Here is a 25,759-nt window from a genome sequence, read left to right as displayed (position 1 = left end):
CCCGACCGCACCATGTGGGCGCCGTTCTTGCGTACTCTGACAATGTCGCCACTGGTGAGAGAGCCCTGAGATCGCGGAAGGTGGGTTAACTTTCCTAGTTTGCACTTGGGTTTGGGCACAACACTCGCTACGATGATCAGCAAATACGCCGCCAAATAGTCCGCTCGTCTACGCATGTGGAGGTCAATACCGATGAGCAAGACGTTCGCCGCCCGTCTAAACAGACTTTTCGACACGGTCTACCCGCCCGGGCGCGGTCCGCATACTTCCGCCGAGGTGATCGCTGCGCTCAAGTCCGAGGGCGTGACGATGTCGGCTCCATACCTGTCCCAGCTGCGCTCTGGCAACCGAACCAACCCCTCTGCAGCGACCATGGCTGCCCTTGCCAACTTCTTCCGTATCAAGCCGGCGTACTTCACCGACGACGAGTACTACGAGAAGCTCGACAAGGAGCTCACCTGGCTGGCGAACATGCGGGATGAAGGTGTCCGTCGCATTGCGGCGCGCACTGTCGGCCTGTCGGTTGAGGCCCAGCAGGACATCGTCCAAAAGGTCGATGAGCTGCGTCGCCAGGAGCATCTGGACGATTAGCCCGCCATCACCGGCATTGCGGTCGCCGGCGAAGTCATTACGTAGCGGTCTTCTCTGACCTCACGAGCGTGCGGTACTGCGTGGCAATCTCGAGGATCCACTCGCGATCCGAGTAGACGCTGGGCTGCCGCAACCATCTCAGACCGGGGAACTTCAGGTCCCCGTTCTTCCGTGCACCCTCGCGGCCGGCGTAGATCCACAGCGCGACGGCGTGCGCCTGCTCTTCTGGTGGCACGGGTGGCGGCTCCATCTCGGCGTCCTCCCCGTCGATGTCGCCGTCGCCCTCCTCGGCGTCACGATCGACGAGCGCACCGGTCGCGCCGACCCGCTTTCGCGTGACATCCGCAGCCGTCGCCTCCAGAAACAACGCATCCGAGATCAACGACATCCGTTCAGCCACCCGGAACGCGAGCGGACCGCGGGGACGCACGCCGATACCGACGTCCGGATGCCGGCGTCCCAGCTCGTCCAGCAGCGGCTGGATCGCCCGGAGTTCGCGGCGCGCACCGAACCAGTCCTCGATGCTCGGCAGCAGCGAGCCCGCGGCGACCACCAACATCGCGCATCCGAGCAGGGTCGCCGCGGCGCCCACCCCCACGGGTCCGGTCCGGTGCACGGCCCGGAAGAAGAAGAAGCCCGACGCGAAGACGATCAGCACGATGCCGATCGTGAACACGAACAACGCCCTGCCGCGACGGCTGCGGTTCGAGTATCGCAGTCCGGCCCACGACACCAGCGTCAGCGCCAGCAGTACGTACAGCAGCGGCAACAGCCAGGGCAGCGAGTTGCCGTCCGCGGCCAGGGTCCGCTGCAGGTACTCCTCGGGCGCCATCTCCGGCTGCTGCCCCGCCGAGAAGAACGCCACCAGGCTCACCACCGCGATGACGACCGCGACGCCGTACTGCGCGATCGCGATCCTGCGGATCGTGGCCGGCTTACGCCCGGACGCCACCGTGGTGATCATCACGCAGCTGCCCGCCGCGCACATCACGAGCGCCACCTGCGACAGACCCATCGAGATGTTCGGCCACCGCAGCACGGTGTCGACGAGGAGCGTCAGGGGCTGCCAGTTCAGCGCGGCGACCAACCCGAGGCTTCCCAGCGCGAGGATCATCGCGGTGCTCACCAGTGATTGCTTGTTGACCAGCGCCCATCCGATACGTAAACCGGTGGCCAATCCGAGCAGACCGGCGATCACCCAGACGATCAACCAAACGCCTCTCCGAGCCGGACCTGGACGATGGAAGCGCGATCGGAGGGCAACCGCCCCAACCGATACAGCAGCAGCGCCGCGAAGTCCTCGGCTTCCTGCTCCGCGTCCTCGCCATTGGGTCCCATACATCCGGTGCGCTGGTTCAGCATGTAGCCGATCAACTCCGAGCTGGCAATTTCAGTGTTCTCCAGGGCGGCCTCGACGACCGGCATGCCGTCGTGCCCGAGGACCAGGTGGCCGAGCTCATGTGCGAGGGTGCGGTCCCACGCCGGCAGACCCTTTTGAATCAGAAACACGTCGCGATCGGCGTATTGACGCCATTGCCCGCACACACCCGGCGGCAAATCGGCTGTTTTCAGCTCGATCGGACGCCCCCTGTCCTTGCTGACCGCATCGACTAGTCGGGTGAGCGACACCTCCCCGTGGCGCGGAGCGAGGTCCAGAACCGCACTCACTGCGCGGGTGACGTTGCGGCTGGCAGGCATACGTTCCCCCTTTCGACGAATCCACTATGCGCTGTTCGGGTCGCCGAAGCAGCGGTTCCCCGTCAGTTCAGTCCACAAATCTTGCGGCGCCTCCGGCGCGTACCGCGTGCCCCGCCTTTGCCTGTCGGTGACCGACGAGGCCACCGACACCGGTGAGAAGCACCATGCCGGCGAGACCGGGTGCCGCCACGAGGGCAACCTGTGAAATCCCTGCGTTGCGTAGGTACTCGGTGTACCCGGCTCGGTATGACGCGGGTGGGGCTGCGACGTTGCTGGCCGTCTCGGCCGGCGGCGCCTGCCGCCCGGCGGGCGGCTCGGCCGCGGGTCCGCGCGGCGAGGCCGGGACCGGCTCCGTAGGTAACCCGCGCGGAGCTGCGCCACCAGGGATTCCCATCGGGGGCGCCACGACGATCGGCAGGGCGATCGGCGCGACCGGAAGTTGCGGCACGGCAATGCCGATGCCGGGTTCGGCGTCGACCACGCCCGGCTGCGACGGCGTGTGCTCGGGCAGCAGATGCGGCGGCAGTTGCATCGGCGGCGCATGCGGCCGGCCCGCCGGCGGCCGGATGGGTGGGCCCGCGCCGCCACCGTCACCGGGGGGCTGCGGGTCGGGTGGCCAGGGCCAGCAGTCGTCTGGATCTTCCTCGCCCGGCGGTTCTTCCCAGGGGGGCTCTTTGGGTGGCGTTTCGACGCCTCCGCCGTCCTCGCCGTCGACGGGTTCGCCTTCGGTTTCGCTTTTCGTCGTCCTCGGTCTGCGGCGTCTGATGGGGCACGCGTCCGCTGCCGAATCTGCGTTCACGCGGCTTACGACCGTCTGGCTCGTCGCCGCGAGATCCGGTGCCCGGCGACGCGTGGTCTCGGCGGCCCGGCCGCACCGCCGACGGCGCTCCCCCGTGTTGCCCGGATTCGGTCCTGGCGCCATCTCCGTCGTCGGCCGCGACCGAGCCGGGCGCCGGGGTCGCATTCGCAGGAGTATTGCCGGCACCGACGACCAACAGCCCGTAAGCCACGAGGAAGCCGGCCGCGGCGATGCCCACACGCGAACCCACTTCTGCACCACCCATCACACGCATCGCCGCTGCGGATTTGCTGTCAAGCGATTGTCGCACAGGTACGTTGGCCGGTTTGCCCTCGACCGAATCGGCATTCCCTCGGGCCAGGGCCACGGGTGACACGCACCGGGAGATAGTGTTGTGCGGCATCGACAACGCGACCGGGAGACTGCTGGGATGAGCCTGTTCAAGCGCAAAACCCGCGCCACCCGAAAGGCCGAGGCCCGCGCCATCAAGGCGAAGGCGAAACTCGAGGCCAGACTGGCGGCCAAGAACGAAGCTCGCCGCATCAAGGCCGAGCACCGGTCGGAAACGCGCGCCCTCAAGGCTCAGCTCAGGGCCCAGCGCGACACCGACCGGGCCGCGCTCAAGGTCGCGGATATGCAGCTGAAGGCCGCGCGCGAAGGTAAGTTGTTCTCGCCCACCAGAATTCGCCGCTTCCTCACGATCACCCGGCTGCTCGCACCGGTGGCGGTTCCGCTGGTGTACCGGGCCTCTATCGCTGCGCGTGGTTACGCCGACGAGCGTCGCGCTGCCCGCCTAGGTGTTCCGCTGAGCCAGCTCGGTCAGTTCTCCGGCCACGGCGGTGAACTCTCGGCGCGGATCGCCGGCGCCGAGCAGTCGCTGCGGATGGTCGCCGAGAAGAAGCCCAAGGACGCCGAAACGAAACAGTTCGTCGCGGCGATCACCGATCGCCTCGGTGATCTGTCGGCCGCCGTCGCTGCGGCGGAGAACATGCCACTCGCGCAGCGGCGTTCAGCCCATGCCGCCATCGCCAAGCAACTCGACGGCATCGACGCCGACTTGATGGCCCGGCTCGGCCTGGTCTGACATGCGCGCTGCCAAGCAGCTTGCCGCCGTCATAGTTCTCGTACTCGGGTTGGCGGCGGGAACACTGGGCAGTGCCGGTGTCGCTGCCGCGCACGCCGCCCGAATCGCGTCCGACCCCGTCGAAAATGCCTCACTGCCACAGGCACCGGCCCGGGTCAGCGCGACATTCAACGAGGAGATGCAACCCCGGTTCGCGGCGATGACGGTGGTCGGTCCCGACGGCAACGTGTGGTCCACCGGCGAGCCGGCGGTCGACGGCACCGTCATCAGCGTCGGGGTCCGTCCGCTCGGCCCCTCGGGCAGATACACGGTGAACTATCGCGCCACATCGGCCGATGGCCATGTCGTGTCGGGCTCGTGGTCGTTTCAGCTGACCGCGGCGGGTAGCGGTGTCGCCGGACCGCCTGCCGGTGCCGCGCCACCGGCCGCTGATTCGTCCGGTACATCCGAGGACGACGGCGCAGTTCCGGTGTGGCCCTTCTACGTCGGCGCCGTACTGATCGTCGGTGCCGGTGTTCTGTGGGCGGCGCGGCGCCGGACGTGAGACGTTCCGCGGCGCTCGCGGGCGGGACACTGGTGGTGGTCGCCGCGTCGGTGGTGGCATGGGCGTTGGCGTACCCGCAGACCTCACTGCCGGTGACGCTCGTGCGTGCGGTTGCCGACTGCGCGGTGGTCGTCTGTCTCGGACTCGCGGTCGTGCCGACAGTCGACGACGAGCGCCACCGCCGCGAACTCGTCGGTCGCGCCACCGTGCCGTTGTCCGCCGCGGGCGCGGTGTGGCTGGTGGCCGAACTCGGCCTGCTGATCGCCGCGGCCGCCCAAGCCACCGCGGTCCCGGTCTGGCGACTGGGCGCACCGACGACGGTCAGCTTCGCGGTGGACACCGCGGCGGGGCGCGCAGGGACGCTCGCTGTTGCGGCCGCCGCAGCGCTGTGCGTGGCAACCGTCGCGGCGCCGCGTACCGCGGCGGTCAATGCCGTGGTGGCCGGTCTTTCTGCGGTCGGCCTGACGAGCCGCCTGATCACCGGTCACTTCTTCGAAAGCGCGCTCGGCGGGCTGGCGCTGACCGTTCACACGCTGGCGGCCGCGCTGTGGTGCGGTTTGCTGGCGGGCCTGGTGCTGACGGTCGACCATCGAGGTCAGTGGGCACGTGTCCTGCCGCGGTTCTCCCAGTTGTCCCTGTGGTGTGTGCTGGCACTGCTGCTCGGCGGCGCGGTGGCGGCGGTCGACCGGCTCGGGTCGCCCGCCGAGTTGTACTCCACCGGCTACGGCCGGCTGCTGACGGCCAAGGTGGCGGTGGCGGCGGTGCTGATGCTGATGGGCTGGCGTAACCGCACGATCTGGGTGCCCGCGGCACGGACGCACCGAAGCACCGCCGTCCTGTCGCGATCCCGCGCACTGGTCGAATTGGCGGTGATGGCCGTGGCGCTCGCTCTCGCGGCCGGTCTGGCCGCCACCGGTTAGCGCTATAGCCGACCTGGCATGATGGGGGCCACTGCCGGTACCCGCGCTGACGCCGGACGTGCGCAGACAAGACACTGCAAAGGAGCAGCCGATGGCCGACGAGCAGGACCGACCAGACGAAGGGGCCCAGTCCACGCCGCCTGCGGCCACACCGCCACCCGCAGCGCAGCCACCCGCAGCACCGCCCCCACCGGCAACACCGCCCCCACCGGCAGCACCGCCGCCGGCCAAGAAGGCTCCCGCCAAGGCCGCGAAGAAGGCACCTGCCAAGAAGGCCCCGGCGAAGGCTGCGAAGAAAGCCGCCCCGGCGAAGAAGGCTGTCCCGGCCAAGAAAGCCGCGAAGAAGGCCCCGGACACGAAGGCTCCCGCTACGCCGGTGCCACCGAAGCTGGCGGACACCAACGGCGACCTCACCGCGGCCGCGCGTGAAGCCGCGGCCAAGGCCAAGGCCACTGTCGCCACCGCGAGCAATCCGGTGGCGGGCCCCGCGCCGGTGCCGTTCATCGGACCCGAGCCCTCCCGGCTGCCGATCGCCGCGGCCATCGCTGCCGGTGTGCTGGCCATCCTCGTGGTGCTGATCGTGCGTCGCGGCTCTGACGAGGGCTGAACCGAATTCACTTGACCCTCACGCGACGTCAGGGTCGATAGTGGCGTCATGGACGCGAAGACCGTTGGAGCGGTAGCCGCACTCACCGGCGTCTCGGTACGCACCCTGCACCATTACGACCACATCGGTCTGGTGGTGCCGAGCGTCCGCACCCCGGCGGGGTACCGCGGTTACACCGATGCCGATATCGAACGGCTGCACCTGGTGCTGGTGTACCGCTCCGTCGGGCTGCAACTCGAGGACATCCGCACACTGCTGGACGACGGCGATGCCGATGTGCTCGAACACCTCCGGCGGCAGCACCGGCTGCTGCTGGAACAGGCCGACCGGCTGCAACACACGATCAAGGCAGTGGAGGAACTGATGAACGCGCACCGCAGCGGTATTCAGCTGACCGCGGAGGAACAGATCGAGATCTTCGGCACCACCGCGTTCGGGGAGGAGTACGCCGTCGAGGCTGAACAGCGTTGGGGGCAGACCGACGCGTGGAAACAGTCGCAGCAGCGGGCCGCGGCGTTCACCAAGCAGGACTGGATCGACATCAAGGCAGAAGGTGACGCGTTGTTGCAGGCGCTGGCCGAGGCCAAGCGCGACGGCGTCCAACCGGGGTCCCCGGTGGCCCACGAACTGGTCGCCCGGCATCGTGCCGCGATCGAGAGGTTCTACGACTTCGGCGGCGAGATGCACCGCAACCTTGTCGAGATGTATGTGGCCGACGAACGGTTCACCCGCTACTACGACGACGTCGAGCCGGGTTTGGCGCAATTCGTCCGCGACATCGTGATCGCTAGCATCGACGAGTGAGCATCGATTTCCGTCCCACCGCAGACCTCGTCGACGATATCGGCCCGGATGTCCGCAGCTGTGATCTGCAGTTCCGCCAGTTCGGCGGACGATCCGAGTTCGCCGGACCGATCACCACGGTGCAGTGCTTCGAGGACAACGCCTTGTTGAAATCCGTACTGTCCCAACCGGGTAACGGCGGTGTGCTCGTCATCGACGGCGGGGGTTCGCTGCACGCCGCGCTCGTCGGTGACGTCATCGCCGGCCTGGCCCTCGACAACGGCTGGGCCGGAATCATCATCAACGGTTCGGTCCGCGATGCCGCGACGCTGCGCACGCTCGACATCGGCGTCAAGGCACTGGGTACCAACCCTCGCAAGAGCAGCAAGGACGGCGCCGGTCAGCGCGATGTCACCGTTGAGTTCGGTGGCGTGGCGTTCACCCCGGGCCACATCGTCTACAGCGACGACGACGGGATCGTCGTCGTCGCCGGCTAGCGCTGGATGACTAGGCCGAGGCCGTCACCCGCGCACGGTGTTTGGAGAACTTCAGCGCCTCGTCGTCGACCTTGCCGCGACGGATCAGCCGCAGATCCAGCAAGTAGTTCTGCTTGAGACGCCACGGCGCGATGTGTCCGGACTTGGGCAGGTAATCCAACGCGCGCAACACGTAGCCGGGAGTGAAGTCCATCAGCGGAGCCTCGTCGACACGGTCTCCGGGATGCTGAGGTTCGACGGTGTCAAAACCCTTGGCATCCATGTAATTGATGACCCGGCAGAAGAACTCGGACACCAGGTCGGCCTTCAATGTCCATGACGCGTTCGTGTAGCCGATGGTGAACGCCATGTTGGGCATGTGCGTCAACATCGTGCCCTTGTAGGCCATGGTCTCGTTCAGCTCGATCGGCACCCCGTTGCGACTGATCTCTGCGCCTCCGAAGAGCTGCAGGTTCAAACCCGTTGCGGTGACGATGATGTCGGCTTCCAGCTCGTCCCCCGACGTCAGCCTGATGCCGGTCTTGGTGAAACGCTCGATCGTGTCGGTGACGACGTCGGCCTTGCCCTTCTTGATCGTCTTGAACAGATCGCCGTTGGGCGCCAGGCACAGTCGCTCGTCCCACGGGTTGTACCGCGGACCGAAGTGCTTCTGGACGTCGTAACCCTCGGGGAGTCGCCGCTGCGCCATCGTCATCAGTTGCTTGCGCATGAAGTTCGGGAATCGCCTGCTGATTCGGTACTGCGCGAACTGGAACAGAATGCTCTTCCAACGATTGAGGACGTACGCCACCTTGGTCGGCAGCATCTTGTTCGTCTGGACGGTGAACGGATCCACGTCGGGCAGCGCACCGATGTATGTCGGCGAGCGCTGCAGCATCGTGACATGCCCTGCGCCTGAATTGGCAAGGGCCGGAATCAGAGTCACCGCGGTCGCGCCACTGCCGATGACGACGATCTTCTTGCCCGTGTAGTCGAGGTCCTCGGGCCAGTGCTGCGGGTGGATGATCGTGCCCTCGAAGTCGTCGCCCCCCGCGAACTCCGGCGAGTAACCCTGGTCGTAGTTGTAATAGCCACTGGCCGCGAACAGGAAGGAGGCGGTGATCTCACGCTCCTGGCCGTCGGTCTCGACGCGGACGGTCCAGCAGTTGTCGGCGTCCGACCAGTCCGCGCCGAGGACCCGGTGGCCGTAACGGATGTGCTTGTCGATGCCGTACTCGGCGACCGTCTCCTTCAGATACGACATGATCGACGGCCCGTCGGCGATGGCCTTGTCCGACGTCCACGGCTTGAACCGGAAGCCGAGGGTGAACATGTCGGAGTCCGAGCGGATGCCGGGGTACTTGAACAGGTCCCAGGTGCCGCCGAGGTTGTCGCGACGCTCCAGGATCGCGTAGCTCTTGGTCGGGCAGCGGTCCTGCAGGTGCCAGGCGGCGCTGATGCCGGAGATGCCGGCTCCCACGATGACGACGTCGAGGTGTTCGCTCATGGTACCGGAGCGTATCAACGGTGTGTCGAGATAGTCAACAGTGTGTTGAGAATATCGACACTGTGTAGACTCAGGCCTTGTGACCACCGCCAGCCGACCGCGCGCCACACGCGCCCGTCGTTCGACCCGACCGTCCGGGGACGACCGTGAGCTGGCGATTCTTACAACACTGGAGAGTCTGCTCGAGGATCGCCCGTTGGCCGACATCTCGGTCGACGACCTCGCCAAGGGAGCGGGTCTGTCCCGGCCGACGTTCTACTTCTACTTCCCGTCCAAGGACGCGGTACTGCTGACGCTGTTCGAAAGGATTCTCGCCGAGGCCGACGCCACCTTCGAGGGTCGGGCCGACGACTACGCCGGCAACCCGGCGCGCGCTTGGCACGACAGCATTTACGCCTTCTTCGAGCCGCTGCGCACTCACCTGGCCGTGGTGCTCGCCGGCGTCGGGGCCACCGCGACCAATGCGGAATTGCGCGAACTCTGGTCGACCTTCATGCAGAAATGGGTCGACCGCACCGCTGCGGTCATCAACGCCGAACGTGCCCGCGGCGCAGCCCCGGACACCGTGCCTGCCCAGGACCTCGCCGCCGCCCTCAACTTGATGAACGAGCGGACCATGTTCGCCTCGTACACGGGCCAACGCCCGTCGATCGCCGAAGACTCCGCGCTCGACACCGTTGTCCACGTCTGGATCACCAGCATCTACGGCAAGACCCCCCAATAGCCGTACCGCGATGCGAACATATGTTCGTGTCCCGAGTCGGATCGACGGCTCAGCCGTCGGCGACGATCCTGCACGCTGATCTCGACTCCTTCTACGCATCGGTCGAGCAGCGTGACGACCCCGCGCTGCGCGGCAGGCCGGTGATCGTCGGTGGCGGCGTTGTGCTCGCCGCCAGCTACGAGGCCAAGGCCTACGGAGTTCGCACTGCGATGGGCGGGCGGCAGGCGCGCGGCCTGTGCCCGCACGCGATCGTCGTGCCGCCGCGGATGTCGGCGTATTCCGAAGCCAGTCACGCGGTATTCGAGGTGTTCCACGACACCTCGCCCATCGTCGAGCCGCTGAGTGTGGACGAGGCGTTCCTCGATGTCTCCGGCCTACTTCGGGTCTCCGGCACCCCGGTGGAGATCGGCGCGCAACTACGCACGGCGGTGCGCGAGCGGGTGGGGCTGCCGATCACCGTCGGCATCGCCCGCACCAAGTTCCTGGCCAAGGTCGCCAGCCAGGAGGCCAAACCCGACGGCCTGCTACTCGTTCCGCCGGACCGTGAGCTCGCCTTCCTGCATCCGCTGCCGGTGCGACGGCTCTGGGGGGTCGGCGCCAAGACCGCTGAAAAGTTGCACGCACACGGCATCGAGACCGTCGCTGACGTCGCCGAGTTGTCGGAGTCGACGCTGTCGTCGTTGTTGGGCGGGGCGATGGGCTATCGGCTGTTCGCGTTGTCCCGCAACATCGACCGCCGGCGGGTCGTGACGGGTGTGCGACGCCGTTCGGTGGGTGCGCAGCGCGCCCTGGGCAGGCGTGGCAACACGATGTCGGACGCGGAGGTCGATGCCGTCGTCGTCAACCTCGTCGACCGGATCACCCGCCGCATGCGCAAGGCCGGCCGCACCGGACGAACTGTGGTGCTGCGCCTGCGTTTCGACGACTTCAGTCGCGCGACCCGGTCCCACACCATGCCGCGGGCAACCGCGTCGACCGACATGATTCTCGACGCCGCACGCACGCTCGTCGCGTCGGCCGCCCCGCTGATCGCCGAACGCGGCCTGACCCTCGTGGGTTTCGCCGTGTCCAACATCGACCGCGACGGCGCACAGCAACTGGAGCTGCCGTTCCCGCCCGCACCCGCCCACGACGTCATCGCGTTGGACGACGCCGTCGACCAGGTGCGGAAGCGCTACGGCAACGCCGCCGTGATGCGCGGCGTCCTGCTCGGGCGCGATCCGGGGCTCGAGATGCCGCACCTGCCGGACTGACCGGGACTTACGAATTGAGTAATCTCACTCAGCCGCCGGTGCCGCCGTCACGCCAGGCTGAAACCCATGAACACTTTGAATGCTCCGTCGAATAACACCGCCGCGTTCTTTCTGCAGGCCGCCATCGCGTTCGGCGTCAGCCTCCTTGGCGTACTCGGCGGGATCGTCTTCCTGCCCCTGGACATGTGGCAACGGATGTTCCTCGCCATGACGGTCCTGTTCCTGGTCACCAGCGCGTTCACCCTGGCGAAGGTCATTCGAGATCAGGAAGAAGCCGCCACCATTCGAGTTCGGCTGGACGAGGCGCGAATGGAAAAGCTACTGGCAGAACACAATCCGTTCACCACGTCCACCTGAGGAAGGCCTACGAGCTGGTCCAGTCCAACAGCTTGTCGGCCGGCCACGTATTGACGATCCGCTCGGCCGGCACCCCCGCGTCCAGCGCACGCTGTGCACCGTAGCCCAGAAACTCAAGCTGTCCCGGCGCGTGCGAGTCGGTGTCGATGGAGAAGACGCAGCCGATCTCGAGCGCGAGGTTCAGCAGGCGGGTCGGCGGATCCCGACGCTCGGGCCGCGAGTTGATCTCGACGGCCGTGCCGTTGTCGTAACACGCGGTGAAGACCTTCTCGGCGTCGAACTTCGATTCGGGCCGCACACCTCGACCGCCGGTCACCAACCGTCCGGTGCAGTGGCCCAGAACATCGGTATGCGGATTGGCCACGGCCTTGAGCATGCGACGGGTCATCGCGGTCGAATCCATGGACAGCTTGGAATGCACGCTGGCCACCACGACGTCGAGGCGCTCGAGCAGTTCGTCCTCCTGGTCGAGCGACCCGTCGTCGAGGATGTCGACCTCGATTCCGGTCAGAATGCGCATCGGCGCGACCAACTCGCGGATCTCGTCGATCACGTCCAGTTGTTCGCGTAGTCGCTCGGGTGAGAGCCCGTTGGCCACGCGCAGCCGCGGCGAGTGATCGGTCAGCGCGCAGTACTCATGGCCCAATTCCATTGCCGCCAGCATCATCTCCTCGATCGGCGCCGAACCGTCGGACCAGTTCGAGTGCACATGCAGATCGCCGCGCAGGGCGGTGCGGAGATCGCCGCCCCCGAGATCGCCTGCGTTCGAGCGTAATTCGACAAGCACGTCGGGTTCGCCGCCAGCCCAGGCCTGCGCGATGACCTTCGCGGTCTTGGGCCCGATGCCCGACAGCGACTGCCAGCTGTTGGCCGCGCCGTGACGATCACGCTCGGCATCCGTCAACGCCTCGACGATGTCGGCGGCGTTCCGGTAGGCCATCACCCGGCGGGGGTCCTCCCGCGCCCGGTCCTTGTAGTAGGCAATCTGGCGCAGGGCGATGACCGGATCCATGGTTTCAGTGTGCCCGGTCAGGGCCGGCGTCGAACCCGCGGTTTGCATCCACGGCGTGGACCTCGGTAGCATCGATTGCGAATTCGTTCAATCCATCAATTGGCTAGGTCGTAGTAATGCCGCATCCCTTCTCAAGTGGTCCCGAGCTACCCCTCTACGAAATCAAGGCCAACTTGTTCAAGGCGCTCGCCCATCCGGCGCGCATTCGGGTGCTCGAGATCTTGTCGGCCAGCGACCGAGCCACGTCGGTCGGTGAGATCCTCGCCGACACCGAGCTGGAACCGACCCTGTTGTCCCAGCACCTCGCCGTACTCAAGCGGCACCACGTTGTCACCGCGCAGCGCGTCGGCAACGCGGTGTACTACGAGCTCGCGCATCCCAAGATCTCCGAACTGCTCGTCATCGCGAGGAGTTTCCTCACCGATGTCCTCGGTGCGCACCGCGACCAGTGGGAAGCGCTGCAGAGACTCCCGCCCCTTGGTCGTGACCAGTGATCGCCGCAGTCGGCGATCTCGCCCGCCTGTTGCCTAACCGACGCGACTATGCGGAACTGGGGTCGTCGTGGCGCCGTGACATCCTGGCCGGCGTCACCGTCGGTGTCGTCGCGCTGCCGCTGGCGCTGGCTTTCGGCATCAGCTCCGGAGTCGGCGCGGCCGCCGGGTTGATCACGGCGGTGGTGGCCGGCCTGGTCGCCGCAGTCTTCGGCGGTTCGCACGTGCAGGTCTCGGGGCCGACGGGTGCGATGGCTGTGGTCTTGGCACCCGTCGTCGCCCAATTTGGCCTGGCCAGCGTCGCGCTGGTGACGGTGCTCGCCGGCATACTCGTCCTCGCCGCCGGCCTGACCGGCCTCGGCCGGGCGGTCACCTTCATCCCGTGGCCCGTCATCGAGGGATTCACGCTCGGCATCGCGGCGATCATTTTCCTGCAACAGATACCCGCCGCGCTCGGGCAAGGCATTCCGGCCGGTAGCCGCACACTGAGCGCCGCGTGGGCCGCCGTCAGTCACATCGAATGGGCATCCGCGGCGAAAACCCTTGGTGTCGTTGGGGTTGTCGCCGTTTCGATGGTGATACTGCCCCGCCTGCACCGCGGTATTCCGGAATCGCTCACAGCCGTGGTTGTCGTGACGTTGGCCGTCGCGGCGTTCGGCATCTCGGTGGCCAGCATCGGCGAACTGCCTTCGCGCCTGCCCACACCGGTACTGCCACATGCTGACGGGGCCGCCATGCGCACGCTGGTGGGTGCCGCATTGGCGATCGCTGCGCTGGCGGCAATCGAATCACTCTTGTCCGCACGGGTCGCCGCGACCATGGCACCCACGGGTCCCTACGATCCCGACCGCGAGTTGGTCGGCCAGGGCTTGGCTTCGGTCGCCTCGGGTGCGTTCGGCGGTATGCCCGCGACCGGTGCCATCGCGCGTACCGCCGTCAACGTCCGCTCCGGCGCGCGCACGCGAGTCTCGGCGATCGTGCATTCGCTCGTATTGCTCGCTGTCGTATACCTCGCGACGGGACCGGTGTCGGCAATCCCGTTGTCCGCGTTGGCAGGTGTACTCATGGTGACCTCGTTCCGGATGATCTCGGCGGGCACTGTCCGCAAGATCCTGCGATCCACCCGGTCGGACGCATTGACGTTCATCCTCACCGCCGCAATCACGGTGTGCTTCGATCTGGTGGAGGCCGTCGAGATCGGCATCGTCGTCGCGGCATTCTTCGCGTTACGTGCCGTGGCGCGGCGCAGCAGCGTCGTCCGCGAGGACCTTCCGGATGTCTACCGCCCCGGCGATGAACAGATCGCTCTTCTGCGACTTGATGGCGCAATGTTTTTCGGCGTGGCTGAACGTATCTCGAGCGCGATCGTCGACGCCGATCATCCCCATACATCCGTGGTGATCATCCGGATGTCTCAGCTGGGCATGCTGGATGCCACCGGCGCGCACACGCTCGCGCAGATCTGCACCGAGCTGGAAGCTCGCGGCATCACGGTGATCATCAAGGGCGTTCGGGACGAGCACATGGACTTGCTGACCAACGTCGGCGTCTTCGAGACCCTTCGTCACGAGAACCATCTGCTGGACTCGCTCGATGAAGCGATCCGCCACGCTCGCACCCATGTGGCCCGTCAGCCGCACTGACACCGAGCGTGCTCAGCGCCCACTCCACGCAGGGTCACGACCCGTCAGCCCGACGATCCGGTCCAGCACCGGAGCATCGTCGGGAACGGCCACTGCACGGTCGAACAGCCCCTCGACGGGCTCTTCCGCCGCGAACTGTGCGACGTGCGGCACCACCGCGTCGGCCGTGGCGGCGTCGATGTCATATGGCTGACCGGTGGCCTTGGCCAGATCCCAACCGTGTACCACCACCTCCGTCAGAGCGACCATCCCCGCCACGTCGCCGGGAAAGTCGACGCCGCCGGCCCGGCTCATGCCCTGCCAGGCATCGGGTTCACCGAATGCCGTGGCCAGCTCCGACAGGCGCTGTGGGTATACGGTGCGCCAGTCATCCTCGAGCGCTCCGTCGAAGGTCGGCGGTGTGTCGGTCAGTGGTCCGAAGTCCTTGCGCGCGGCCGCGGTGAACGCCAGCGCCAGGCCCCCGATGTGCGCGACCAGTTCCTCGACGGGCAGCTTCTCGCACGGGGTGGATGCGCCCAGCTGATCGTCGGTCACGTTCGCCAACACCTGGGCTGTGCGTCGGCAGGCTGAAGTCATATCGATCATGTCCGTACAGACCGCCGGCACGGCCGGAACTCATCGCCCGCCGCGCCGCTCCGTTGCGCCCTGGACCAACGCGGACACCTGATTCTGGGCGCCGCCCGCGAAGAACAGCATCTCGTCACCGGCCTCGAGCACGTCGTCCGGCTTCGGGAACACGATCCCGCTCTCCCGGATCACGATCGCCAGCGCGGCGTTCTCCAGCAGCGGCAGATCGCGCATCCGCTGACCGACCAGTGGATCGCCGTCGGGCAGCGTCAGTTTCGCCAGGCTCACCTGTCCCTGGCGCAGTTCCATCAGCCGCACGACATGGCCGATGTCGATGGCGCCCTCGATCGCGGCGACCAGGGCCGCGGGTGCCGAGACGGCGACGTCCACACCCCATGACTCGGTGAACAGCCACGCATTACGCATGTCGTTGACGCGCGCCACCACTCGGTCGACACCGAACTCGGTCTTGGCCAGCAGCGAGGCCGTCAGGTTCACCTTGTCGTCGCCGGTCGCGGCGATCACCACGTCGCAGGTCTGGATCCCCGCGTCCTCGAGTGAGGTCAGCTCGCACGCGTCGGCCAGCAGCCAGTCCGCGTCCGGCACGGTGTGCGGTTCGTAGTGGCGAACGTTGTGCTCGATCAGCAACACCTTGTGGCCGTAGCCGAGCAGTTCCTGGGCGACGGAGCGACCGATCGCCCCGGCGCCCGCGATGCCGATGCGCATCTTCGGTCGTTCATCGACGCGGCCCGACTCCTCGGATTTTCGCCGCGTCAATCGGAACATCGGTTCATCGTCGCACCTGACCACGGCGCTTCGCGGCCGTGGTAGGTGTTTACTGCACGTCAAAGCTCATTGGCACCTTTCCGAAAGCGATTCGAATGACCTTGGAGCAGCTGTATCTGATGCTGCTCGCCGGTGGGCTGGTGCTGTTGGCCAGCATCGTCGCCACCCGGGCGGCGAGCCGGGTCGGGCTGCCCAGCCTGCTGCTGTTCCTCGGCGTCGGTGTGATCGTCGGCGAGGACGGGCTCGGTCTGCAGTTCGACAACTACCTGCTCGCCGACCACCTCGGCACCGTCGCGCTGGCGATCATCCTCGTCGAAGGTGGTCTCACGACCCGGTTCTCCGACGTGCGCAAGGTGTTGGCGCCCGCCGGCGCATTGGCGACCGTCGGCGTCGGCGTCAGTATGGCGGTCACCGCCGCGGGAGCCCATCTGCTGCTCGGCATCGACTGGCAGTTGGCCCTGCTGCTGGGCGCCGTCGTGTCGGTCACCGACGCGGCCGCCGTGTTCTCGGTGCTGCGGGTAGTCCCGCTGCCGCGCCGGGTGGCGGGGCTCCTCGAAGCCGAGTCCGGTTTCAACGACGCCCCGGCCGTCATTCTCGTCCTGATGTTCAGCGTGACGCCGCTGGAACTGTCCGCCGGGCACGCGCTGATTGACATCGTCTACGAGTTGGTGGCGGGTGCGGCGATTGGGTTGGGCTGCGGATTTCTGGGCTCAATCGCGCTGCGCCACATCGCACTTCCCGCATCCGGGCTGTATCCGTTGGCGACCTTCGGTTTCGGCATGGTCGCGTTCGCCGCCGCCGGAAGCGCCCATGCCAGCGGATTCCTGGCCGCGTATCTGGCGGCTGTCGTGCTTGCCAACACCGGGCTGCCCCACCGCGCGGCTACGCGGTCGTTCGCCGAAGGGCTCGGCTGGCTGGCGCAGATCGGCCTGTTCGTCCTGCTCGGACTGCTCGTCGATCCCAGCGATCTGGGTGCCGAGTTGGCGGCGGGGATCGTCATCGGTCTCGTCCTGCTCCTGATCGCCAGGCCCGTGTCGGTGTTTGTCTCTTTGATCTGGTTCCGGATTCCGTGGCGCGAGCAGGTGTTCATCTCGTGGGCGGGTCTGCGCGGTGCGGTGCCGATCGTGCTCGCGACGTTCCCGATCGTCGGAGGCGTGCCGGACAGCATCCGCATCCTCAACATCGTGTTCATCCTGGTGGTGGTCTACACCCTGGTGCAGGGGCCGAGCCTGCACTTCCTCGCGCACCGTTTGGGTCTCATCCCGAAGGAAGCCACCCGTGAGCTCCAGGTCGAGGCGGCACCGCTGGATGTGCTCGACGCGGAGCTGCTGACGATGACCGTGCAGGATCCGTCCCGGCTGCACAACGTGACGGTCCTGGAGCTGCGGTTGCCCGACCCGAGCGTGATCACCTTGATCATCCGCGACGGCCACACGTTCGTCCCGCAGCCCGATACCCGCATCGCGATCGGCGACGAACTGCTGATCGTCACCACCACCAAGACCAGGGCCGCGGCCGAACGCCGGCTGCGCGCGGTGAGCCGACGGGGCAAGCTGGCGCACTGGTTCGGCGAATTCGGTGAAACCGAATAGACGGCCGATTCGGCGAAGTCGAATAAAAGGCCGATTCGGCGAAGTCGAATAAAGGGCCGGAGCCGGCGAATCGGACTGACGGTTGACCCCCAGGAATCCGGACTACGCTGGGTCTACGTGAGATTCGCATTCAAGACTTCCCCGCAGAACACCACGTGGTCCGACATGCTTGCCGTCTGGAAGGCCGCCGACGACATCGAGGTCTACGAGTCCGGCTGGACCTTCGACCACTTCTATCCGATCTTCTCCGACTCGACGGGGCCGTGCCTGGAGGGCTGGGTCACGTTGACCGCGCTGGCCCAGGCAACGCAGCGGCTGCGCGTGGGTGTGCTCGTCACCGGCATCCACTACCGTCACCCCGCCGTGCTCGCGAATATGGCTGCGGCACTGGACATCGTCTCCGACGGCCGCCTGGAACTCGGCATCGGCGCCGGGTGGAACGAAGAGGAGTCCGGGGCCTACGGGATCGAACTCGGCTCGATCAAGGAACGCTTCGATCGGTTCGAGGAGGCGTGCGAGGTGCTGACGAGCCTGCTGTCCGAGGAGACGACGACGTTCGACGGAACGTTCTATCAGCTCAAGGATGCTCGCAACGAGCCCAAGGGCCCCCAGCAACCGCACCCGCCGATCTGCATCGGCGGCAGCGGCGAGAAGCGCACCCTGAAGATCACCGCCCGCTACGCGCAGCACTGGAACTTCGTCGGCGGTCCGCCGCAGGAATTCGCCCGCAAGCGCGATGTGCTCGCCGGGCACTGCGCGGACATCGGCCGGGATCCCACGGAGATCATGCTGTCGGCTCATGTCCGATTGGGCGAGGACCGTGATTACGGCAAGGTCGTCGAGGAAGCCGCGGCGCTGGGCACGGAGGGTCTGGACTTGGCGATCATCTACCTACCACCGCCGTATGACCCCGCCGTTCTCGAGCCGCTCGCCAACGAGATCAGGGCGTCGGGACTGCTGAGTAGCAAAGATTAGCGGCGATAACGGAAAGATAACGATTCGGCAAAGGGTGAATCACGACACCGGGGGCGCGGCCGCCGGGCGGTAACGGAATTCGCTAGACGCCGAAGCGGACCAGTTCGTCGGCGGTGATCAGGCGCTCGGCCTTGGCCGGGAACTCGCGGCTCTTCAGGGGATGACGGAACAGTGACCAGGCGATTCGATTCACCCGTGACCGAGATAGCGGGTTGAGGTACACAGTCATAACTCCTGCGTCGATACCGATAGCTGCTCGGGGCCTTACCCTAGCGCAATGCCCTCATGAAGTCATTAGATACCGGCGAGTTGGCAAACCGTGCGAGGCGCGCCGAAAAATCATCTGATGTTTCTGGTGTGGCTGATGTTGTTTTTGTGACTCACTTTCGAAGCCTAGACGGGCCGCAGAAAGACGTCATCGAGGGTCACCGTACGAAGCCTTCGCGCACGGATGATGTCGACCAGTTGGCGGTAGACATTCGTCACCGGCAGGTGGTTGAGATGGCCGATGACGATCGCCTGCGGCGTGAAGTAGGCCTGTGCCATCTTCACGATCTCGGCCTCGGGGATCACGTTCTGGTCCTCGAGAGTCCCCGACCACAGCGTGTCGGTCGTGTAGCCGAGATCGCCGGCCACCTTGTCGACGTGTGCGTTGCGCGCACCGTAGGGCGAACGGAAGTAGGGCCGGACGTCGACACCGTAGGTCTTCCACAGGAAGTCGTGATTGTGCCGTAACTCCTCTGCCACAGCGACTAACGGAAGTCTCGTCATGTTCGGATGTGACCACGTGTGGTTGGCCAGTTGTATCTGGCCGTCGTCGACCATCGGCCGCAACAGGTCGACGTGGTCCATCCACGCCGGATAGATGCCGTTGACGAAGTACGTCAGCCGCACGCCGGTGTCCTTGGCGAACTGGGTGTACGCCCGCACCACGTCGCTGTTCACCCCATCGTCGACCGTCAGGGCCAACAGATCTCCCGCGCCGGACAGGCTGCTCAGGACACCGCCGGGCAGCTGAATGCGCGCCGCGCGCGGCGGCGGCGGCAACAGCTCCGGTGAGGTCGCGGCGACCTGTTCAGATGCGGCGACAACCTCTCGTTGTGCGCCGAAGCTGCACCGGCTGAGGCCGACTCCCGACAGCGTGGCGACGGACAGGGCCGCGATGAAGTGCCGCCGGGTCAGTTCGGTGCCGGCGTAAGGGAGGCGGTACCGCCCTGGCATCGGAACAACTGTCCCGCGAGCCGGGCCCAGAACACGCGTATTGCAGGGCGTGTCGTCGGACTAACGCTGCGGAACCGCCGTCGGCTTGATCGGCGCGGGCAGCGCGGTGTCGCCCATCAGGTAGCGGTCCACACCGGCGGCCGCGGCCCGTCCCTCGGCGATCGCCCACACGATGAGCGACTGGCCGCGGCCCATGTCGCCGGCAACGAAGACGCCGGGCACCGTTGTCGCAAAATCCTTGTCACGCGCGACGTTGCCGCGTTCGGTGAACTCGACACCGAGCTCGGTCAGCAGCCCCTCACGCTCGGGACCGACGAAGCCCATGGCCAGCAGCACCAGATCGGCCTCGAGCTCGAAGTCGCTGCCGTCGACCTTCTCGAACTTGCCGGCCTTCATCTCGACCTCGTGACCGCGCAGATGCGTGACCCGGCCGTCGGCGCCGAGGAACTCTTCGGTGTTGACCGAGTAGACGCGCTCGCCGCCCTCCTCGTGCGCCGAGCTCACGCGGAACATCAGCGGGTACACGGGCCACGGCGTGCTGTCGGCACGCTGCTCCGGCGGGCGCGGCATGATCTCGAACTGGTGCACGCTCTCCGCACCTTGGCGGTGCGAGGTGCCCAGGCAGTCGGCACCGGTGTCGCCGCCGCCGATGATGATCACCTTTTTGCCCTTGGCGGTGATCGGCGGCTCGCCGTCCTCGCCCAGGACGTCATCGCCCTGCTGGACACGGTTGGCCCACGGTAGGAACTCCATCGCCTGATGGATGCCGTCGAGTTCCCGACCCGGGATCGGCAGGTCACGCCAGGCCGTCGCGCCGCCGGCGAGCACCACGGCGTCGTAGTTCAGCCGCAGCTGTGCGACGGTGATGTCGACGCCGACGTTGACGCCGGGCCGGAAATGCGTGCCCTCGGCCGACATCTGTTCCAAACGACGGTCGATGTGGCGCTTCTCCATCTTGAATTCGGGGATGCCGTAGCGCAGCAGGCCGCCGATGCGGTCCTCGCGCTCGAATACCGTCACCGAATGACCCGCGCGGGTGAGCTGCTGCGCAGCGGCCAGCCCGGCCGGGCCGGAGCCGACGACGGCGACCTTCTTGCCGGTGAGCTTGTCCGGTGGCAGCGGAACAACCCAGCCGTTGTCGAAGGCGTTGTCGATGATTTCGACCTCGACCTGCTTGATGGTCACCGGATCCTGGTTGATGCCGAGCACGCAGGAGCCTTCACACGGCGCCGGGCACAGCCGCCCGGTGAACTCGGGGAAGTTGTTGGTTGCGTGCAGCCGTTCGATCGCGTCACGCCAACGGTCGTTGCGGACCAGGTCGTTCCATTCCGGGATCAGGTTTCCCAGGGGGCATCCGTTGTGGCAGAAGGGGATACCGCAATCCATGCAGCGCGTCGCCTGCTCGCGCAGGGTGTCGTGGGAGAAGTCCTCGTAGACCTCTTTCCAGTCGCGAAGCCGCAGCGGGACCGGCCGCCGCTGCGGGGTCTCGCGCGTCGTGTACTTCAGAAAACCACGGGGATCAGGCACCGGCGGCCGCCATGATCGCTTCATCGACGTTCTCGCCGGTTCGCTCGGCCTCGGCGATCGCCTCGAGCACCCGCTTGAAGTCGCGGGGCATGACCTTGGTGAAGTGCTTCACGGTGTTGTCCCAGTCGCTCAAAATACGCTGTCCGACAGCGGAATCAGTGGCATCGACATGCGCTTGGAGCATGTCGCGCAGCCACTCGAGGTCCTCGTCGTCGAGGCATTCCAGTTCCACCATCTCGGAGTTGAGGTTGTCCGGCAGGTTGCCGTCCGGGTCGTAGACATAGGTGATGCCGCCCGACATACCCGCCGCGAAGTTGCGGCCAGTGGGACCGAGAATCGCGATTCTGCCGCCGGTCATGTACTCGCATCCGTGGTCACCGACACCCTCCACGACCGCGTGGGCGCCGGAGTTGCGCACGGCGAACCGTTCGCCCACCTGTCCGCGGATGAATGCCTGACCGCTGGTGGCGCCGAACAGGATCACGTTGCCCGCGATGATGTTGTCCTCGGCGACATACTCGGCGGGTGCCTTGTCGGACGGACGCACCACGATCCTGCCGCCGGAAAGGCCCTTGCCGACGTAGTCGTTGGCATCGCCGTACACGCGCAGTGTGATGCCCTTGGGCACGAAGGCGCCGAAGCTGTTACCCGCCGAGCCCTCGAACGTGATGTCGATGGTGCCGTCCGGGAGTCCCTGGCCACCATAAGCTTTCGTCACCTCGTGGCCCAACATCGTACCGACGGTGCGGTTGACGTTCGCGATCGTTGTCGAGAACCGGACCGGTGAACCCGAATCGAGTGCCTCACGGCACATCACGATGAGCTGCTGATCCAGTGCCTTGTCCAGTCCGTGGTCCTGGCGTGAGCTGCAGTACAGATCCTGGTTCATGAACGCCGACTCGGGCTCGTGCAGCACCGGTGTCAGGTCCAGCTTGTAGGCCTTCCAGTGCTCGGCGGCCTTGGTGGTGTCCAAGGCGCCTACCTGGCCGACCATCTCGTTGACGGTACGGAAGCCCAACTGGGCCATCATCTCCCGCACCTCTTCGGCGATGAACATGAAGAAGTTCTCGACGAACTCCGGCTTGCCGTTGAACCGTTGGCGCAGCACCGGATTCTGAGTCGCCACACCGACAGGGCAGGTGTCGAGGTGGCAGACCCGCATCATGATGCAGCCTGACACCACCAGAGGTGCGGTGGCGAAACCGAATTCCTCGGCGCCGAGCAGCGCGGCGATGACGACGTCGCGGCCGGTCTTCAGCTGGCCGTCGACCTGCACGACGATGCGGTCACGAAGTCCGTTGAGCAGCAACGTCTGCTGGGTCTCGGCCAGGCCGAGCTCCCATGGCGCACCCGCGTGCTTCATGGACGTCAGCGGCGTCGCGCCGGTGCCGCCGTCGTGGCCAGAGATCAACACGACGTCGGCGTGCGCCTTCGACACACCCGCCGCGACGGTGCCGACACCGTTCTCGCTCACCAGCTTCACGTGCACGCGCGCCTGCGGGTTGGAGTTCTTCAGGTCGTGGATCAGCTGCGCCAGATCCTCGATCGAGTAGATGTCGTGGTGCGGGGGCGGCGAGATCAGCCCCACGCCCGGTGTCGAGTGCCGCACCTCGGCCACCCACGGATAGACCTTGTTGCCCGGAAGCTGGCCACCCTCACCGGGTTTCGCCCCCTGGGCCATCTTGATCTGGATGTCCGTGCAGTTACTCAGGTAGTGGCTGGTGACCCCGAAGCGGCCGGATGCCACCTGCTTGATGGCGCTGCGGCGCCAGTCTCCGTTCTCATCGGGTTCGAAGCGCTGAACGGCCTCGCCGCCCTCGCCCGAATTCGACCGTCCGCCAAGGCGGTTCATCGCGATCGCCAGCGTCTCGTGAGCCTCGGCGGAAATCGACCCGTAGCTCATCGCACCGGTGGAGAACCGCTTGACGATTTCGCTGGCCGGCTCGACCTCGTCGAGCGGCACGGCCGGACGCTGCCCGTCCTTGAACTTCAGCAGGCCACGCAGCGACGCCATCCGCTCGCTCTGATCGTCGATCAGCTGCGTGTACTCCTTGAAAATCGAGTACTGGCCGGTGCGGGTGGAGTGCTGCAGCTTGAACACCGTGTCCGGGTTGAACAGGTGGTACTCGCCCTCGCGGCGCCATTGGTACTCGCCGCCGACCTCGAGCTCGCGGTGTGCCCACTCGTCGGGGCGGTCCAGGTACGCGAGCGCATGCCGGGTGGCGACGTCGTCGGCGATGTCGTCGAGGTCGATGCCACCGACGGGGCACGTCAGCCCGGTGAAGTACTCGTCGAGCAGCTGCTGGCTGATGCCGATGGCCTGGAACAGCTGCGCGCCGGTGTAGGACGCCAGCGTGGAGATGCCCATCTTGGACATCACCTTCAGCACGCCCTTGCCCGCCGCCTTGACGTAGTTGGCTTTGGCCTGGTCGCTGGAGATGCCGGAGATCACGCCGCGGTCGACCATGTCTTCGATCGACTCGAACGCCATGTACGGGTTGATCGCGGCCGCGCCGAAGCCGACCAGGCAGGCCATGTGGTGCACCTCGCGGGCGTCGCCCGCCTCGACGACGAGCCCGACCTGGGTCCGGGTGCGGTCGCGGACGAGGTGGTGGTGCACGGCGGACACGCTGAGCAGTGACGGGATGGGCGCCATCTGCTCGTTGGACTCGCGGTCGGACAGCACGATGATGCGCGCACCGTCACGGATCGCCGCCGATACCTTGGCCCGGACGTTGTCGAGCGCCTCCTTGAGGCCCTGTCCGCCACGGTTCACCGGATAGAGACATCGAATGACGGCCGCGCGCATGCCGTGCTTGTGGCCGCGGATCTCGTGGTCGGGGTCGACGCACATCAGCTTGGACAGTTCGGCGTTGCGCAGGATCGGCTGCGTCAACACGATCTGGCGGCAGGAGTCGGCATTGGGATTGAGCACGTCGCCCTCGGGGCCGACCGTGCCCTGCAGGCTGGTCACCACCTCTTCGCGGATGGCGTCCAGCGGTGGGTTGGTGACCTGGGCGAACAGCTGCTGGAAGTAGTCGTAGAGCATTCGGGGTCGCTGGGACAGCACGGCGACGGGCGTGTCGGTGCCCATCGAGCCCAGCGGTTCGGCTCCGGTGCGCGCCATCGGGGCGACCAGCAGGTTCAGCTCTTCGTACGTGTAACCGAAGGCCTGCTGCCGCAACACGACCCGGTGGTGCGGCATCCGCACGTAGTCGCCGGCGGGCAGGTCTTCGATCTTGAAGAGGCCGGCGTCCAGCCACTCCTGGTAGGGGTGCTCGGCGGCGAGTTCGGCCTTGATCTCCTCGTCGTCGACGATGCGGCCCTGCGCGGTGTCGACGAGGAACATTCGGCCGGGCTGCAAGCGCATCTTCTTCACGACGGTCGACGGGTCGAGGTTCAGCACGCCGGTTTCCGACGCCATCACCACGAGGCCGTCCTTGGTGACCTCGATGCGCGACGGCCGCAGGCCGTTGCGGTCCAGCACGGCGCCGATCACGGTGCCGTCGGTGAACGTCATCGACGCGGGGCCGTCCCACGGCTCCATCAGCGAGGCGTGGTACTCGTAAAACGCCCGCCGGGCCGGATCCATCGACTCGTTGCGCTCCCACGCCTCGGGAATCATCATCAGCACCGCGTGCGGCAGGCTGCGGCCGCCGAGATGCAGCAGCTCGAGAACCTCGTCGAAGCGCGCGGTGTCCGAAGCGCCTGGCGTGCAGACCGGGACGATCTTGTCGAGCCCGTTCTCGCCGAACACGTCGGTGTTGATCAGGGCCTCGCGAGCCCGCATCCAGTTCTCGTTGCCGGTGACGGTGTTGATCTCGCCGTTGTGGGCGATCCGCCGGAACGGGTGGGCCAGCGGCCACGAGGGGAACGTGTTGGTCGAGAACCGCGAGTGCACGATGCCGAGCGCGCTGGTGAGTCGGTCGTCCTGCAGGTCCAGGTAGAACGCCTTGAGCTGCGGCGTCGTCAGCATGCCCTTGTAGACGAAGGTCTGACCGGAAAGGCTTGGGAAATAAACGGTTTCGCGTCCCGGTCCGTCCTGTCCCGGGCCTTTGGTGCCGAGTTCGTGCTCAGCGCGCTTGCGCACGACGTAGGCGCGGCGCTCCAGGTCCATGCCCGAGGCGCCGGCCATGAAGACCTGCCGGAACGTCGGCATGGCGTCGCGGGCCAGGGCCCCCAGAGACGAGTCGTCGGTGGGCAGGTCGCGCCACCCCAATACCTCGAGACCCTCGGCCTCGGCGATCTTCTCCACGGCTTCGCAGGCGGCGGCGGCGTCCTTGGACGACTGAGGCAGGAAGGCGATGCCGGTGGCATAGCTGCCGTACTCGGGCAACTCGAAGGAGGCTCCCTGGTCCTTCAGCACTGCACGCAGAAACTCGTCGGGGACCTGCAGCAGGATGCCCGCACCGTCACCGGTGTGGGGTTCGGCGCCCTGGGCGCCGCGGTGCTCGAGGTTCACCAGGGCGGTGATCGCAGCGTCGACGATGGTTCGGCTGCGGCGGCCGTGCATGTCCGCGACCATGGCCACGCCACACGCGTCATGCTCGAACGCGGGGTTGTACAGCCCTTGACTGCTGGGCGCCATTCCCACCTACCCTT

Annotated in this window: 25 protein-coding genes; 14 read left to right on the top strand and 11 right to left on the bottom strand. The window is 66.6% G+C overall.

Annotated elements, in window-relative coordinates; genetic code table 11:
* Nucleotides 1-192: 192 nt before the first annotated feature.
* Nucleotides 193-591: a transcriptional regulator gene (locus M1248_RS05975; RefSeq protein WP_083127744.1), complete on the top strand. Its 399-nt coding sequence runs from the start codon at nt 193-195 to the stop codon at nt 589-591.
* Between the two features lie 37 nt (nt 592-628).
* Here M1248_RS05975 and M1248_RS05970 read toward each other — a convergent pair whose 3' ends face one another.
* The 3 genes from M1248_RS05970 to M1248_RS05960 all read right to left on the bottom strand — a co-directional run bounded on the left by M1248_RS05970 (nt 629) and on the right by M1248_RS05960 (nt 3,088).
* A complete protein-coding gene (locus M1248_RS05970; RefSeq protein ID WP_163733030.1) occupies nt 629-1,801 on the bottom strand; it encodes a hypothetical protein in 1,173 nt (390 codons plus the stop codon).
* Entirely contained in the window at nt 1,798-2,289 is a 492-nt protein-coding gene (locus M1248_RS05965; protein WP_163733027.1) for an ImmA/IrrE family metallo-endopeptidase, read from the bottom strand. The genes M1248_RS05970 and M1248_RS05965 overlap by 4 nt, the downstream gene beginning before the upstream one ends.
* 67 nt (nt 2,290-2,356) lie before the next feature.
* Entirely contained in the window at nt 2,357-3,088 is a 732-nt protein-coding gene (locus M1248_RS05960) for a hypothetical protein (protein WP_317147821.1), read from the bottom strand.
* A gap of 430 nt (nt 3,089-3,518) precedes the next feature.
* Between M1248_RS05960 and M1248_RS05955 the strand changes: the two genes are divergently transcribed.
* From M1248_RS05955 to rraA, 6 genes are all read left to right on the top strand, one after another.
* Nucleotides 3,519-4,172, top strand: coding sequence for a DUF6474 family protein (locus M1248_RS05955; RefSeq protein ID WP_163733021.1), 654 nt, complete (start codon nt 3,519-3,521; stop codon nt 4,170-4,172).
* Between the two features lies 1 nt (nt 4,173).
* Complete coding sequence (locus M1248_RS05950) at nt 4,174-4,716, top strand: copper resistance protein CopC (protein WP_317147820.1); 543 nt, start codon at nt 4,174-4,176, stop codon at nt 4,714-4,716.
* Nucleotides 4,692-5,636, top strand: coding sequence for a copper resistance D family protein (locus M1248_RS05945; protein WP_410506622.1), 945 nt, complete (start codon nt 4,692-4,694; stop codon nt 5,634-5,636). Before M1248_RS05950 ends, M1248_RS05945 begins: the two co-directional genes overlap by 25 nt.
* 91 nt (nt 5,637-5,727) lie before the next feature.
* On the top strand, nt 5,728-6,243 hold the full coding sequence (locus tag M1248_RS05940) for a hypothetical protein (protein WP_317147818.1): 516 nt from the start codon (nt 5,728-5,730) through the stop codon (nt 6,241-6,243).
* A gap of 48 nt (nt 6,244-6,291) precedes the next feature.
* On the top strand, nt 6,292-7,047 hold the full coding sequence (locus M1248_RS05935) for a MerR family transcriptional regulator (RefSeq protein WP_317147817.1): 756 nt from the start codon (nt 6,292-6,294) through the stop codon (nt 7,045-7,047).
* On the top strand, nt 7,044-7,523 hold the full coding sequence (gene rraA, locus M1248_RS05930; RefSeq protein ID WP_163733004.1) for a ribonuclease E activity regulator RraA: 480 nt from the start codon (nt 7,044-7,046) through the stop codon (nt 7,521-7,523). Before M1248_RS05935 ends, rraA begins: the two co-directional genes overlap by 4 nt.
* A gap of 10 nt (nt 7,524-7,533) precedes the next feature.
* Here rraA and M1248_RS05925 read toward each other — a convergent pair whose 3' ends face one another.
* On the bottom strand, nt 7,534-9,009 hold the full coding sequence (locus tag M1248_RS05925) for a flavin-containing monooxygenase (protein WP_163733000.1): 1,476 nt from the start codon (nt 9,007-9,009) through the stop codon (nt 7,534-7,536).
* Between the two features lie 79 nt (nt 9,010-9,088).
* Here M1248_RS05925 and M1248_RS05920 point away from each other — a divergent pair, with 79 nt between their 5' ends.
* The 3 genes from M1248_RS05920 to M1248_RS05910 all read left to right on the top strand — a co-directional run bounded on the left by M1248_RS05920 (nt 9,089) and on the right by M1248_RS05910 (nt 11,343).
* A complete protein-coding gene (locus tag M1248_RS05920; RefSeq protein WP_163732997.1) occupies nt 9,089-9,733 on the top strand; it encodes a TetR/AcrR family transcriptional regulator in 645 nt (214 codons plus the stop codon).
* A 20-nt stretch (nt 9,734-9,753) separates the two neighbouring features.
* Nucleotides 9,754-10,986 (top strand): DNA polymerase IV, encoded by a 1,233-nt coding sequence (gene dinB / locus M1248_RS05915; RefSeq protein ID WP_317147816.1) that lies wholly within the window; start codon nt 9,754-9,756, stop codon nt 10,984-10,986.
* A gap of 66 nt (nt 10,987-11,052) precedes the next feature.
* Complete coding sequence (locus M1248_RS05910) at nt 11,053-11,343, top strand: YiaA/YiaB family inner membrane protein (RefSeq protein WP_163732991.1); 291 nt, start codon at nt 11,053-11,055, stop codon at nt 11,341-11,343.
* Nucleotides 11,344-11,350: 7 nt separating this feature from the next.
* On the opposite strand, the gene M1248_RS05905 is transcribed toward M1248_RS05910, so the two are convergent.
* Nucleotides 11,351-12,355 carry a PHP domain-containing protein gene (locus M1248_RS05905; RefSeq protein ID WP_317147815.1) on the bottom strand — a complete coding sequence of 335 codons (1,005 nt, stop codon included), beginning with the start codon at nt 12,353-12,355 and terminating at the stop codon, nt 11,351-11,353.
* A gap of 116 nt (nt 12,356-12,471) precedes the next feature.
* Between M1248_RS05905 and M1248_RS05900 the strand changes: the two genes are divergently transcribed.
* Both M1248_RS05900 and M1248_RS05895 read left to right on the top strand, forming a co-directional pair.
* On the top strand, nt 12,472-12,849 hold the full coding sequence (locus M1248_RS05900; RefSeq protein WP_163732983.1) for an ArsR/SmtB family transcription factor: 378 nt from the start codon (nt 12,472-12,474) through the stop codon (nt 12,847-12,849).
* On the top strand, nt 12,846-14,489 hold the full coding sequence (locus M1248_RS05895; RefSeq protein WP_410506621.1) for a SulP family inorganic anion transporter: 1,644 nt from the start codon (nt 12,846-12,848) through the stop codon (nt 14,487-14,489). The genes M1248_RS05900 and M1248_RS05895 overlap by 4 nt, the downstream gene beginning before the upstream one ends.
* Before the next feature lie 12 nt (nt 14,490-14,501).
* Here M1248_RS05895 and M1248_RS05890 read toward each other — a convergent pair whose 3' ends face one another.
* Nucleotides 14,502-15,074 (bottom strand): TIGR03086 family metal-binding protein, encoded by a 573-nt coding sequence (locus tag M1248_RS05890; RefSeq protein WP_163732980.1) that lies wholly within the window; start codon nt 15,072-15,074, stop codon nt 14,502-14,504.
* A 30-nt stretch (nt 15,075-15,104) separates the two neighbouring features.
* The gene (locus tag M1248_RS05885; RefSeq protein WP_163737995.1) at nt 15,105-15,782 is read right to left on the bottom strand and encodes a potassium channel family protein; all 678 of its coding nucleotides are present in this window, start codon (nt 15,780-15,782) and stop codon (nt 15,105-15,107) included.
* Nucleotides 15,783-15,937: 155 nt separating this feature from the next.
* Between M1248_RS05885 and M1248_RS05880 the strand changes: the two genes are divergently transcribed.
* Nucleotides 15,938-17,434: a potassium/proton antiporter gene (locus M1248_RS05880; protein WP_163732978.1), complete on the top strand. Its 1,497-nt coding sequence runs from the start codon at nt 15,938-15,940 to the stop codon at nt 17,432-17,434.
* Nucleotides 17,435-17,551: 117 nt separating this feature from the next.
* Nucleotides 17,552-18,409, top strand: coding sequence for an LLM class F420-dependent oxidoreductase (locus M1248_RS05875; protein ID WP_317147814.1), 858 nt, complete (start codon nt 17,552-17,554; stop codon nt 18,407-18,409).
* 82 nt (nt 18,410-18,491) lie between these two features.
* On the opposite strand, the gene M1248_RS05870 is transcribed toward M1248_RS05875, so the two are convergent.
* The 4 genes from M1248_RS05870 to gltB all read right to left on the bottom strand — a co-directional run bounded on the left by M1248_RS05870 (nt 18,492) and on the right by gltB (nt 25,745).
* Nucleotides 18,492-18,638, bottom strand: a complete 147-nt coding sequence (locus M1248_RS05870) for a hypothetical protein (protein ID WP_163724419.1) — start codon at nt 18,636-18,638, stop codon at nt 18,492-18,494.
* A 164-nt stretch (nt 18,639-18,802) separates the two neighbouring features.
* Entirely contained in the window at nt 18,803-19,591 is a 789-nt protein-coding gene (locus tag M1248_RS05865) for a polysaccharide deacetylase family protein (protein WP_317147862.1), read from the bottom strand.
* A gap of 99 nt (nt 19,592-19,690) precedes the next feature.
* Nucleotides 19,691-21,157, bottom strand: coding sequence for a glutamate synthase subunit beta (locus M1248_RS05860; protein WP_163732971.1), 1,467 nt, complete (start codon nt 21,155-21,157; stop codon nt 19,691-19,693).
* Nucleotides 21,150-25,745 carry a glutamate synthase large subunit gene (gene gltB / locus M1248_RS05855; protein WP_163732969.1) on the bottom strand — a complete coding sequence of 1,532 codons (4,596 nt, stop codon included), beginning with the start codon at nt 25,743-25,745 and terminating at the stop codon, nt 21,150-21,152. Before gltB ends, M1248_RS05860 begins: the two co-directional genes overlap by 8 nt.
* Between the last annotated feature and the right edge of the window lie 14 nt (nt 25,746-25,759).

The organism is Mycobacterium sp. 29Ha (assembly GCF_032883055.1).
In the GTDB taxonomy this organism is placed as follows: domain Bacteria; phylum Actinomycetota; class Actinomycetes; order Mycobacteriales; family Mycobacteriaceae; genus Mycobacterium; species Mycobacterium gallinarum.
This window is presented reverse-complemented; position numbering and strand designations above follow the sequence as displayed.